Below are 11,936 nucleotides of genomic sequence, written 5' to 3'. Positions count from 1 at the left end.
TGCGCATCCGTACAGAGCGCCGACCGTCGCCCCGCCAAAATGAACGGCATCCCAAGCCTTCATGTGGCGAAATCGTATGGTCCTCGGTCCCAAAAAAGAAGATACGCGCAACAAGAACGTCGACGTGCAGGGCGGCGGCCAGAGCTACGGCGTACCCGCCGCGGGTGAGGTCGAAGGCAACGCCTACGAGCCGATGGGCACCCCCGGCGTCAACCACTGGCAGGCCACCTACATCAAGCGCGACGGCCTGGACGACCGCGGCAACATCTTCTTCGCCGCCGTCGAGATGACGCGCATGCCGATGGTCATCACGGATCCGCGCCAGCCGGACAACCCGATCGTGTTCTGCAACGGCGCCTTCCTCGACCTCACGCAGTACAAGGAAGACGACGTCGTCGGCCGCAACTGCCGCCTCCTGCAGGGTCCGCAGACCGACCGCCACACGGTGGACGAGGTGCGCAAGGCGGTCGCCGAGCAGCGCGCCGTCGCCGTCGACATCCTGAACTACAAGGCCGACGGCACGCCGTTCTGGAACGCCCTGTTCATCGGCCCGATCTTCGACCAGGACGGCCAGCTGCTGTACTTCTTCGCGTCGCAGATGGACATCACGGAGCGCCGCACGAGCCAGGAATCGCACCTGCAGGCGCAGAAGATGGAAGCGATCGGCCAGCTGACGGCCGGCATGGCGCACGACTTCAACAACCTGCTGCAAGTCATCAACGGCAACCTGGAAGTCGCGCTGATCAGCCTCGAGAAACCCGACGCGGCGCGCGCCGCGCTGGAACGGGCGCAGCGCGCGGCCATGCGGGCCGGCAAACTCACCCAGCAGCTGCTGACGTTCGCGCGCAAGCAGCGGCTGGAACCCAAGGCCGTCAACCTCAATACCCTCGTCGTGGAATTCTCCGAGATGCTGGTGCGCACCCTGGGCGACAAGGTCGACCTGCGGCTCGACCTGCGTCCCGGCCTGCCGCTGTGCCACCTCGATCCGACGCACCTGGAGATGGCCCTGCTGAACGTGCTGATCAACGCGCGCGATGCCATGCCGGACGGCGGCCAGGTGACGGTCGGCACCGCCATCGTGCGCGGCGAGGAGCGCATCTCCTATGTCGACCTGTGCGTGGTCGACAAGGGCATCGGCATGCCGCCCGAGGTGCTGCGGCGCGCGACGGAGCCCTTCTTCACGACCAAGGGACCGGGCACGGGGCTCGGCCTGGCGATGGTGCACGGCTTCGTGCAGCAGTCGCACGGCCGCCTGGAAATCGACAGCAAGCCGGGCGAAGGCACGACGGTGCGCATGATCTTCCCCGTGGCCGACAATGGCCAGGACGCTGCCGGCGGCGCCGGCCCGGACCAGGAGACCACGACGCCGGAAGCGGACGCCATGGCGGGCAGCCGGCCCAGCGTGCTCGTGGTGGAAGACAACGACGACGTGCGCGAACTGGCCGAGAGCGTGCTGGGCATGGCCGGCTATTCGGTGCTGACGGCCGCCAGCGGCGAGAAGGCGCTGGACCTGCTGCGCGAGGGTGCGCGGGTGGACCTGCTGTTCACGGACGTGATCATGCCGGGCGGGATGAGCGGCCTGCAGCTGGTCGACGAAGCGCGCCGGCTGCGCCCGCGCCTGCCGGTGCTCGTCACGACGGGCTACATGGACGAATTACCGGGACATGGGCAGGGCCAGCGGCTGAATATCCTCGCCAAGCCGTACAAGCATGGCGACCTGCTGGAGCGGGTGGAGGCGGCGTTGGCGTAGGGTGGGCGGCCCTCCGCCCACGCGTGACGCTAGCACATCGCGAACGTCACGCGTGGGCACGGGGTGTCCACCCTACGGCTTCGGAAGTCCGCCCAGCAGCGCCGCCAGCTTGGGCTTCGGCTTGCCCGATGCGGCCGGTGCCGCGGGCGTTTCCTTGCGCGGGGCTGCCGCCGGTTCGTACGGCTTGAGGAACCACGGATCGATCTTTTCGCGGCGCGGCGCGCCGTAGCTGCGCGGGCCGCGGTCGGGGCGTTCCGTGCGCTCGGCGCGCGGGCTGTCCGATTCGCGGCGGCCGCTGCGGCGGTCGCCCGGGCGCTCGCTGCGCTCGACGCCGCGCGACGGGGAGAAGCCCGTCAGTTCGCCGCGCGTGATGGTCTGCTTGATCAGCTTCTCGATGTCGACCAGCAGGCGCTCGTCCTTGTCCGAATACACGGACAGCGCATCGCCCGTGGCGCCGGCGCGGCCCGTGCGGCCGATGCGGTGCACGTAATCTTCCGCGTTGTACGGCAGGTCGTAGTTGATCACGCACGGCAGGTCGGTGATGTCGAGGCCGCGCGCCGCGACGTCGGTCGCGACGAGCACGTCGATGTCGCCGTTCTTGAACGCGTCCAGCGCGGCGATGCGCTCCTGCTGCGTCTTGTCGCCGTGGATGGCGGAGGCCTTGATGCCGGCCTGCTCGAGGTAGCGTGCCAGGCGCGACGCGCCGATCTTGGTGTTCGAGAACACGAGGACCTGCTTCAGGTCGCGCGCGCGGATCAGGTGCTCGACGACGTTGCGCTTCTGCTCTTCGTCGACCTTGTACAGCACCTGGGTGATCGAGGTGTTGGTGGCGTTGCTGCGCGCGACTTCGATCGTCAGCGGGTCGTTCAGGAAGCTGGACGCCAGCTTCTTGATCTCCGGCGAGAACGTGGCCGAGAACATCAGGTTCTGGCGCTTCTTCGGCAGCAGGTTGATGATGCGCTGCAGGTCGGGCAGGAAGCCCATGTCGAGCATGCGGTCGGCTTCGTCCATCACGAGCATCTGGACCTGGGCCAGGCTGATGTTCTTCTGCTCCACGTGGTCGAGCAGGCGGCCCGGCGTGGCGATGACGATCTCGACGCCGCGGCGCAGGATCTCGGTCTGCGGCTTCATGTCCATGCCGCCGAAGACGACGGTGGAGCGCAGCGGCGTGTGCTGGGCATAGGCCTTGACGTTCTCGGCAACCTGGATCGCCAGTTCGCGCGTCGGCGTCAGCACGAGGGCGCGCACGGCATGGCGCGCGGGCGACATGCTCGTGTTGGCATGCGGCAGCAGCAGCTGGATGATCGGCAGCGAGAAGCTCGCCGTCTTGCCGGTGCCGGTCTGGGCCGCGCCCATGACGTCGCGGCCCTGCAGGACGATGGGGATCGCCTGGGCCTGGATCGGGGTCGGATGGACATAGCCCTGGTCCGACAGCGCACGCTGGATCTCAGGCGCGAGGCCGAAATCGGCGAAGCGCACGGTCGGCGCGCCGCCAGCTTCAATAGTGGTCGGTGTTTCAGACATGTTTTCTTTCGGGCAATGAATCGTTGCGTTCTACGGCCGGGCTGCTGCCCAGGCTGGGCCAACGCGGGTAAACCGGGGTGACGGGACGCGCCTCGCGCGGGCTTGGCCGGGAGCGGCGGCTTAGGCTGACGTAGAGAATCTAAATCGCGCTCAAGGTTACCTCAAATCCTACCCCCTGTATATGAAATCCGTGTTTTTACCTACCTTTACGCGCCTTTACAGCTTTAAATCGCTTACCGGACCGATAATTCTTTGAATAAATAGTTCATTAAATAAAGGATTCAGCATGGTAGCGAGCATCAGCGGTGGCCTGTCGACGTGGGCCGATTCCGTCTTTTCCAAACTCGATACGAAGAACCAGGGCTATATCGAGAAGACCGACCTGCAGAGCGCGCTCTCGGCGACGGACGATGGCGGCGGCATGCAGTCGGGCGACATCGACGACGCCTTCAGCGCCCTCGACGGCGATGGCGACGGCAAGGTCACCAAGAGCGAGCTCACGGATGCGATGACGAAGCTGTCCGACCAGCTCAACGCCCAGTTCGACGCGTCGCGCGTGAACGGCGGCGGCATGCGGCCGGACGGTCCCCCGCCCGGTCCGCCGCCGGGCGGTGCGGCCGGCAGCACGGGCAGCACCGGCAGCACCGGCGACTCGACCGAGCCGGCCGACACCAACGGCGACGGTACCGTCAGCGCCCAGGAACAGGCGGCGTATGAGACGAAGCGGGCCGGCGAATCGGACAGCGGCCAGACGGCCAAACCGCACCACGAGCGCGATCCGATGCGCGAATTCGCCCATGCGCTGCAATTGCTGAAAGCGTATTCGGACGACGGCGACACGGCCTCGACCAGTAGCGCCGTCAGCGTCGCGGCCTAAGAATCACTGCGCACCTTACCCAACGTCATCCCCGCGCAGGCGGGGATCCAATTCGCACGCATCGTCGCAGTGCACGCAAAACTGGGTTCCCGCCAAGGCGGACGGCCAGTCCGGGAACGACGACGTTTTATAACGCGTGAACAATCAGGACGTGATCAAGCCGTGCTCGTCGAGCACGTCATGCAGCAGCTCCAGCCGGATCATCGGATTGTCCAGCATGAGCATGCTCTGCTTCTGGTGATTGGGCAGCGGCAGCAGCTCGCACCAGCGGTTGGCCACCCAGCCGCAATCGTCCAGGCGGAACGGCGGCTGCACGGGCCAGCGGCTCTGCGGCACGTCGTGCAGTGACGCCAGCACGCGGTCGAGCGCATCGGCCGCGCCTTTCAGGTCGGACGGGATGCGCACGATGTGATCGTCTTCCAGCAATTCCGCCTCGGCCATCCACAGGCCGTTCGTGCGGCGTTCGCTTTCCAGGACATTGAAACGCGCGCCGCCGCGGCACACCACCTGCAGCAGCCCCGGCGTGGAGGCCGTCGTGTCCTGCACGGAGGCCAGCGTGCCTGCGGACGCGAACTTTTCCTGGCCCTGCGGGGTGCGCACCTCCTGGCCATGCGTCAGCAGCACGACGCCGAACGGCTCGTCTTCCGTCAGGCAATGGCTGATCATGTCGAGGTAGCGTACCTCAAAGATCTGTAGCGGCAGCACGCCATCCGGAAACAGGACCGTACTGAGCGGGAACAGGGGTAACGTGATCGTGGCCATGCGCGCATGATGACAGATTCGCCGCGCGGGACGGAGCACGATTGCACGTCCCGTCAGTCGTCCGGCGCGACGATCGGCAGGGTGCGGACGGCCTCGGCCAGGGCACGCAGGCGCCACCCGAGGCGCGCCCAGCCGGGATCGGGATGATTGCCCACGCGCACCGTGACGGCATGGCCGGGCGCCGCGTCGCAGGCGTACACGTAGTCGCCGGCCTGCTCGAACGGCAGGCGGAACGCGTGGCCCGGCAGCACGAGCACCTGCCCGAACACGTGCGGCGCGATGTCGCGGTTGAGAAGCAGCAGGACGTCGCGCACGCCCAGCGTCAGCTGCACCTCGGCCGGCACCAGGCCGGCATCCTCCCCGCGCAGGATGGCCGCGCCGCGCGGGAACACGAACGTGCGCTCGCGCGTCGGGTAGCGCACGGGCGCGAGCGCGGCCCACAGGAGGACGGCGACGAGGGCCAGCGCGGCACCCCGGCGCACGCGCTGCAGCAGGCTCATCGTGGAGAAGTGGAAAGGCATCGGCATGGCGTAAAACGCTCATTGTAGCCGGACGATACGCGCCCTGTTGTGCGCCGATTTCGTGGGCACCCGCGTATCCTGTCATGACGGCACGCTTGCCCTGCCGGCAATGGACCATTGCCACCTTTTCCCTTGTCGAGTACAGCGTACTGCATTCATGCCGCGTCCAGACCCATCGCCCGTTCCAGCCACCCGCCCGTCGCCGCGCAGCCCGGTCCACCTTCCCCTGCTCCTGGCCGCGCTCGCGTTTCTCGCCGCGCTGATCGTGACCTATATGGTGGCCGGCAATGCGCAGCGGACCGCGGCGGCCGAACTGGCCGGCAATTTCAATTTCCGCGCACGCGACATGGCGGCCAGCATCGACCGGCGCATGGACGTCTACGAGGAAGTGCTGCTGGCCACGAGCGGCTTCCTGCGCGGCTCGGTCGAGATCGACCGCGGTGCATTCGCCGAGTACTACGACCTGCTGCGCCTGAACGAACACTTCCCCGGCATCGAGGCGCTGGGCATCGCCGCGATCGTCCCGCCCGGCCGGCTCGACGCGCACGTCGCCGCGATGCGCGCCGAAGGCTTTCGCGACTATGCGATCAAGCCGCCCGGGCCGCGCCCCGTGATCACGTCGATCACGCGCATCGAACCGTTCTCGGGACGCAATTTGCGCGCGTTCGGCTACGACATGTTCAGCGAGCCGGTGCGGCGCGCGGCGATGGAGCAGGCGCGCGATACCGGCCATGCGGCCGCCACCGGCAAGGTCGTGCTGGTGCAGGAAGGCGGCAACGGCGGCCAGCCCGGCTTCCTGATGTACATGCCGGTGTACGAGGCCGGCCTCGTGCACGACTCGCTCGACGCCCGGCGCGCTGCCATCATCGGCTGGGTGTACGCGCCGTTCCGGATGAACGACCTGATGCGCGGCCTGGGGGGCGAGCACGCGGACGATCTGCTCGTCGAGATCTACGATGGCCTGGCGCCCACCGCGGACGCCCTGCTCTACCGGTCGTCCGGCGCCGGCCCCGCCGGCCGCAAGCCGCTGCTGAGCTACCAGACGACGGTCGACAGCGCCGGCCGCACATGGACCGTCGCCATCCACTCGATGCCCCGTTTCGAGGCATCGCTGGAGCGCCGCACGACCGTCGCGATCGCGCTGACGGGCATCGGCCTGGGCGTGCTGCTGGCGCTCGTCGTCTGGCTGCTGGCCTCCGAACGCCGCCGCGCGCTGCAGCTGGCACAGGGGATGACGGTGGAACTGCGCGCCTCGCGCGACCGCATCGACGCCGAACGCGAGCGCGTGCGCCTGATCCTGCAGACGGCGTACGACGCCTTCATCGCCATCGCACCCGACGGCCGCATCACGGACTGGAACCTGCAGGCCTGCAAACTGTTCGGCTGGCGCGAGGACGAAGCGGTGGGGCACGACGTGCTCGACCTCCTGGTCCCGGCGTCCGGGCGCGCGGCGTGGCGGGACTGCCTGGTGCAGTTCGCCCAGAGCGGCACCTGCGCGATGCTGACGGGCCCGACGGAAACGACGGCGCTGACGCGCGACGGCCACGCGATCCCGGTGGAGGTTGCGATGACGCCGCTGGCGACGAAGCACGGCTACGGCATCACGGCGTTCGTGCGCGACATCCGCCCGCGCAAGGAAACGGCGGAGCGCGAGCGGCAGCGCCAGCAAGGCCTGGAGGAAGCGCGCGCCGCGCTGCTGCGCTCGCAGAAGCTGGAAGCCGTCGGCAAGCTGACCGGCGGCGTGGCGCACGACTTCAACAACATCCTGCACATCATCAGCGCCAACGTCCAGCTGATGCTGCGCAGCGACGACAACGGCCGCAAGCGCCTGCTGAACATCCTCGACGCCGTCGAACGGGGCAAGAAGCTGGCCGCCCAACTGCTCGCCTTCGCGCGGCGCCAGCCGCTGCACCCGAGCGTCGTCAACCTGGCCCAGCTCATCGAACGCATGGACGCGCTGCTGCACCGCGCCGTCGGCGACAGCGTCGCGATCCGGTTGACCATCCCGCCCGACCTGTGGAACGTCCTCGTCGACCCGAACCAGCTGGAAAACGTGCTGCTGAACCTCGTGATCAACGCGCGCGACGCGATGGAGGGCGGCGGCACCGTCACCATCACGCTGTCCAACATCACGGTCGATCCGGCCGACCAGCTGGCCTACCCCGGCATCCGTCCCGGCGAGTTCGTCACGATCGCCGTCAGCGACACCGGCAGCGGCATGCCGCCCGACGTGATCGAACGGGCGTTCGAACCGTTCTTCACGACCAAGCCCGAGGGCAAGGGCACGGGCCTGGGCCTGTCGATGGCGCACGGCTTCGTCAAGCAGAGCGGCGGCCATATCCGGCTGGCGAGCCGGGAAGGAGAAGGCACGACCGTGACGATCTACCTGCCGCGCGCGCTGCAGGACACGCCCGACCCCGCCTTCGTGCCCGTGCCGCACTGACGCACCGGGTATCCGGTATCACCACCGCAGGAGAAGTTTTGAGCAATACCGACCACCACCATGCCGACGCCCTCGACGCCGCACCGCGCGCCGCGGGTTTCGACAACTCGATCGCCTTTCTGGCGCAAGGCTACGAGTTCATGCCGCGCCGTTACGCCGCGCTGGACAGCGACATGTTCGCGACCCGCCTGATGCTGCGGCGCGTGCTGTGCGTGCGCGGCGAGGACGCGGGCCGCATGTTTTATCAACCCGGCCGCTTCACGCGCCGCCACGCGCTGCCGGCGACGACGATGGCCCTGCTGCAGGACTTCGGCAGCGTGATGGCGCTGGACGGCGAGGCGCACAAGAAGCGCAAGGCCATGCTGATGTCGTTGTTCAGCCCCCTGGAGCGGCAGCGCCTCGTCGGCCTGGCCGCGGCGGAATGGCGCACGCGCTTCGCGCAGTGGACGGGCAACGCGCAGGTCGTCGTGCACGAGGCCGCGCAGGAAGTGCTGTGCCGCGCCGTGTGCCGCTGGGCCGGGATTCCGGTCAGCGCGGAGGACGCGCGCGAGCGCACGCGCGAATTCGCGCGGATGATCGCGGGCGCCGGTTCGGCCGGCCCGCGCAACTGGCGCGGCCACCTCGCGCGTGCCCGCACCGAGCAATGGGCCCGCGCCCTCGTCGACGCCGTGCGCGCCGGCCAGGTCCAGCCGGCGTTCGACAGTCCGCTGAACGTGATCGCACGCCACCGCGACGCCGATGGGGAACCCATGCACCGCAAGCACGCGGGCGTGGAACTCATCAACCTGCTGCGCCCGACGGTGGCCGTGGCGCGCTACATCGTGTTCGGCCTGCTGGCGCTGCACGACCATCCGGAATCACGCGCGCGCATCGCGGCGGGCGACGACGCGTACACGACGTGGTTCATGCAGGAAGTGCGGCGCTACTACCCGTTCATCCCGGCGATGGGCGGCCGCGCCCTGCACGCCTTCGACTGGCACGGGATGCATGTGAAAAAGGGGACGTGGGTGTTGTTCGACCTGTACGGCACGAACCACCACCCCGCGATCTGGGGCGACCCCGAGGTGTTCCGGCCGGAGCGCTTCGACCGCCGGCAGAGCAGCGGTTTCGATTTCGTACCGCACGGCGGCGGCGACCATTACTCGGGCCACCGCTGCCCGGGCGAATTCGTGACGGGCGACCTGGTGAAGTCGGCGCTGCAGTTGTTCGCCAGCGAGATCGCCTACGACGTGCCGCCGCAGGACCTGACGGTCGGCATGCGCAGGATTCCGACGTTGCCGGCGAGCGGGTTCGTGATCAAGAACGTGCGGCCCGCCGATTAACGGACCAGGCGCCCATCCAGCACGCGCACGCGCTCCCCATTGCGGAACCGCGGCACGCCCTTCTCCGTGAAGGTACGGTACCCGCCGGCCGCCATCTTCACGCGCACGTCCGTATAGGTTTCCGCCTTCATGTTGCGCTCGATGCGGTTGCCGGCATAGGCGCCGCCCACCGCGCCCGCCACCGTGGCCAGGGTGCGGCCGCGGCCGCTGCCTACCTGGTTGCCCAGCAGGCCGCCGACGACCGCACCGCCCACGCCGCCGACGCCGCTGGCGCGCTCGGGTTCACGTTTGTACGTATGGTTCGAGACGACCGTCGCGCAGTTGCGGCATTGCGCTTCGGCGCGCGGATGGTGGTCGGGTGCGGCCTGGGCTGCAAATGGCGCGGCGAGGACCGCGGCGACGAGGGCGGCACGGGCGGTGTGACGGATAGCAAATGCTTGCATGGTGTTCCCCTTACATATCGTTGTAACAAATATGTGTACAGAGTAACGGTCATGCGCCAATGTGGAAAGAGTGAAACAGTATCAATTGCAAGTGAGTGTAACCGCCCATTTTTGGTGCAATATGGAATGATGCTTGCCATAAATGCGTTATTCTGTCTTTTCGATGCAACTTTTCGGTGCCACGCCGCGAAAGTTTCTCTATAGTACTGACATGTGATTATTTGAAACAATTTACAGAAGACGGGCTGTTACCGCAGGCCTTTGTCATCCCATGTCCACGTCCATGTCGTCACGCACCCTGTCCGTCATCGTCTGCACCGCCGTGCTGGCCTGGCCCACCGTCGCACTCGCCGGCGCCGACATGGAGACCGGCGACATCCGTTCGCTGAGTACGATCCCCCTCGAGGAACTGATGCAGATGCGGGTCGTCACGGCCGCATCGAAATTCGCCCAGCCGATCAGCGACGCACCGTCGTCCGCGGTCGTGCTCACCGCCTCCGACATCCGCGACCATGGCTGGCGCACACTGGCCGACGCGCTGGCCACGCTGCCCGGCCTGTACGTGACGGGCGACCGCAACTACACGTACCTGGGCGCGCGCGGCTTCCTGCGTCCGGGCGACTACAACAGCCGCTTCCTGCTGCTGGTCGACGGCATGCGCATCAACGACGCCGTGTACGACCAGGCCCTCATCGGCACCGAGGGCCTGGTCGACATGGACATGGTCAAGCGCATCGAATTCGTGCCCGGTCCCGGCTCGGCCGTGTATGGCTCGAACGCGCTGTTCGGCGTGATCAACGTCGTCACGCGCGACGGCAGCGGCCTGTCCGGCGTCCAGGGCGCCGTCACGGCGGCCGGCCAGGGCGAGCGCAAGGCCCGCACCAGCTACGGCTGGCACGGCCAGAACGGCGCCGACCTGCTGCTGTCCGCCAGCGCCTTCAACCGCGCGGGCCGCGACCTGTATTACCCGGAGTTCGACGCCCCCGAGACCAACAACGGCATCGCCCGCCACCTCGACTGGGACCGCGCCCAGAACTTCCTCGCCAAGGGCAGCTTTGGTGGCGTGACGCTCACGGCCAGCCACGTCGCGCGCACCAAGGGGATCCCGACGGGATCCTTCGGCGCCGTGTTCAATACGCCGAACCAGACCCGCGACACGCAGACGATCCTCGGCCTCGCGTGGAACCGCCAGCTCGCGCCCGCGCTGGCGCTGGCGGTCCAGCTGCAGTCGGGCCAGGCCGATTACGAGGGGCCAGGCTGGTATCCGGACATCGAGGGCGTGGTCCGCCAGAACGTCGACGGCGCCCACGCGCGCTGGTACGAAGCCAGCGCGCACGCGACGCTGACGAACCTGCCGGGCCAGAAGATCGTGATCGGCGCCGAGCTGGGACGCGACGCGCACCGCGACCAGTACAACTACAACCAGCAGCCCTACGAATTGCTGCTGCAGGACCACCGCGATGCGATGCGCCGCGCCGTGTTCGTGGAAGACGAGATCCGCCTGCCGGCCGGCTTCCTCGTCAACGCCGGCGTGCGCTACGACGACCGCGAAGACCCGGACATGCATCGCTTCAGCCCGCGCGTGGCCGTCGTGTACAAGGCGACGCCGTCCGACACCGTCAAGCTGATCGCGGGCAGCGCCTTCCGCGCGGCCAACGCCTACGAGATGTATTACGCGCTGCCGGAGATGGCGGGCGGCCTGCTCCCCAACCCGAACCTGCGCCCGGAAAAGATCGCGACGCGCGAGCTGGTGCTGGAACACGTCCTGGCAGGCGGCGGCCACGCCACGCTGTCCCTGTTCCGCTACGCGGTGGACGACCTGATCAGCCAGCAGGTCGAGCCGGGCACGGGCATGCTCATCTTCCGCAACATCGACCATGCCGATGCCCGCGGCCTGGAAGCCGCGCTCGACCGCGACTTCGGCGCCGTACGCCTGCGCGCCAGCTATTCCTGGCAGCTGGCGCGCGGCACCCGCGACGTGCCCCTGATCGATTCGCCGCGCCACCTGGCCAAGGCCAACCTCACGGCGCCGCTGGGCTGGCGCGGCGGCCGCGTCGGCGCCGAGCTGCAGTGCAGCGGCAAGCGCCTGGCCGACCAGGGCGCGGCCGGCGGCTACTGCGTCGCCAACGTCACGCTCTCCGCGCTGCGGCTGCTGCCGCGCACCGAGCTGTCGCTCAGCGCCTACAACGCCACCGGCAAGCGCTATGCCGACGTGGCCGGCCCCGCCTTCGTGCAGACCGCGCTCGCGCGCGAAGGCCGCACGCTGGCCGCGAAACTCGACTGGCGGTTCTGAC

9 protein-coding genes are annotated in these 11,936 nt (G+C 68.2%); 5 read left to right on the top strand and 4 right to left on the bottom strand.

Annotation, left to right across the window (positions count from 1 at the left end; all coding sequences use genetic code 11):
* The first annotated feature begins 76 nt into the window (after positions 1-76).
* Positions 77-1,750, top strand: coding sequence for a histidine kinase famiy protein (locus ACL58G_RS09340; RefSeq protein ID WP_440966470.1), 1,674 nt, complete (start codon positions 77-79; stop codon positions 1,748-1,750).
* 72 nt (positions 1,751-1,822) lie between these two features.
* Here the strand turns inward: ACL58G_RS09340 and ACL58G_RS09335 are convergent, their stop codons facing one another.
* Positions 1,823-3,274, bottom strand: coding sequence for a DEAD/DEAH box helicase (locus tag ACL58G_RS09335; protein ID WP_440966468.1), 1,452 nt, complete (start codon positions 3,272-3,274; stop codon positions 1,823-1,825).
* 286 nt (positions 3,275-3,560) lie between these two features.
* On the opposite strand from ACL58G_RS09335, the gene ACL58G_RS09330 reads away from it, so the two are divergent.
* A complete protein-coding gene (locus ACL58G_RS09330) occupies positions 3,561-4,151 on the top strand; it encodes an EF-hand domain-containing protein (protein ID WP_440966467.1) in 591 nt (196 codons plus the stop codon).
* A 144-nt stretch (positions 4,152-4,295) separates the two neighbouring features.
* On the opposite strand, the gene ACL58G_RS09325 is transcribed toward ACL58G_RS09330, so the two are convergent.
* Entirely contained in the window at positions 4,296-4,913 is a 618-nt protein-coding gene (locus ACL58G_RS09325; protein ID WP_413343162.1) for an LON peptidase substrate-binding domain-containing protein, read from the bottom strand.
* Between the two features lie 53 nt (positions 4,914-4,966).
* Positions 4,967-5,440 carry a cupredoxin domain-containing protein gene (locus ACL58G_RS09320; protein WP_440966465.1) on the bottom strand — a complete coding sequence of 158 codons (474 nt, stop codon included), beginning with the start codon at positions 5,438-5,440 and terminating at the stop codon, positions 4,967-4,969.
* Positions 5,441-5,591: 151 nt separating this feature from the next.
* On the opposite strand from ACL58G_RS09320, the gene ACL58G_RS09315 reads away from it, so the two are divergent.
* Positions 5,592-7,877, top strand: coding sequence for a CHASE domain-containing protein (locus tag ACL58G_RS09315; protein ID WP_440966464.1), 2,286 nt, complete (start codon positions 5,592-5,594; stop codon positions 7,875-7,877).
* A gap of 38 nt (positions 7,878-7,915) precedes the next feature.
* On the top strand, positions 7,916-9,199 hold the full coding sequence (locus tag ACL58G_RS09310) for a cytochrome P450 (protein WP_440966463.1): 1,284 nt from the start codon (positions 7,916-7,918) through the stop codon (positions 9,197-9,199).
* Here ACL58G_RS09310 and ACL58G_RS09305 read toward each other — a convergent pair.
* On the bottom strand, positions 9,196-9,642 hold the full coding sequence (locus tag ACL58G_RS09305) for a glycine zipper 2TM domain-containing protein (RefSeq protein WP_413382588.1): 447 nt from the start codon (positions 9,640-9,642) through the stop codon (positions 9,196-9,198). The genes ACL58G_RS09310 and ACL58G_RS09305 overlap by 4 nt on opposite strands.
* 271 nt (positions 9,643-9,913) lie before the next feature.
* On the opposite strand from ACL58G_RS09305, the gene ACL58G_RS09300 reads away from it, so the two are divergent.
* Positions 9,914-11,935 carry a TonB-dependent receptor plug domain-containing protein gene (locus tag ACL58G_RS09300; RefSeq protein ID WP_440966461.1) on the top strand — a complete coding sequence of 674 codons (2,022 nt, stop codon included), beginning with the start codon at positions 9,914-9,916 and terminating at the stop codon, positions 11,933-11,935.
* Position 11,936: the final 1 nt, after the last annotated feature.

Origin of the sequence: Massilia sp. GER05, from assembly GCF_052056005.1 — a bacterium.
In the GTDB taxonomy this organism is placed as follows: domain Bacteria; phylum Pseudomonadota; class Gammaproteobacteria; order Burkholderiales; family Burkholderiaceae_D; genus Telluria; species Telluria orientalis.
This window is presented reverse-complemented; position numbering and strand designations above follow the sequence as displayed.

What these genes read in the sequence shown, in the direction of transcription:
- ACL58G_RS09340 (WP_440966470.1), top strand. Translation starts at nt 77, where the DNA reads ATGGTCCTCGGTCCCAAAAAAGAAGATACGCGCAACAAGAACGTCGAC.
- ACL58G_RS09335 (WP_440966468.1), bottom strand. Translation starts at nt 3,274, where the DNA reads ATGTCTGAAACACCGACCACTATTGAAGCTGGCGGCGCGCCGACCGTG.
- ACL58G_RS09330 (WP_440966467.1), top strand. Translation starts at nt 3,561, where the DNA reads ATGGTAGCGAGCATCAGCGGTGGCCTGTCGACGTGGGCCGATTCCGTC.
- ACL58G_RS09325 (WP_413343162.1), bottom strand. Translation starts at nt 4,913, where the DNA reads ATGGCCACGATCACGTTACCCCTGTTCCCGCTCAGTACGGTCCTGTTT.
- ACL58G_RS09320 (WP_440966465.1), bottom strand. Translation starts at nt 5,440, where the DNA reads ATGCCGATGCCTTTCCACTTCTCCACGATGAGCCTGCTGCAGCGCGTG.
- ACL58G_RS09315 (WP_440966464.1), top strand. Translation starts at nt 5,592, where the DNA reads ATGCCGCGTCCAGACCCATCGCCCGTTCCAGCCACCCGCCCGTCGCCG.
- ACL58G_RS09305 (WP_413382588.1), bottom strand. Translation starts at nt 9,642, where the DNA reads ATGCAAGCATTTGCTATCCGTCACACCGCCCGTGCCGCCCTCGTCGCC.
- ACL58G_RS09300 (WP_440966461.1), top strand. Translation starts at nt 9,914, where the DNA reads ATGTCCACGTCCATGTCGTCACGCACCCTGTCCGTCATCGTCTGCACC.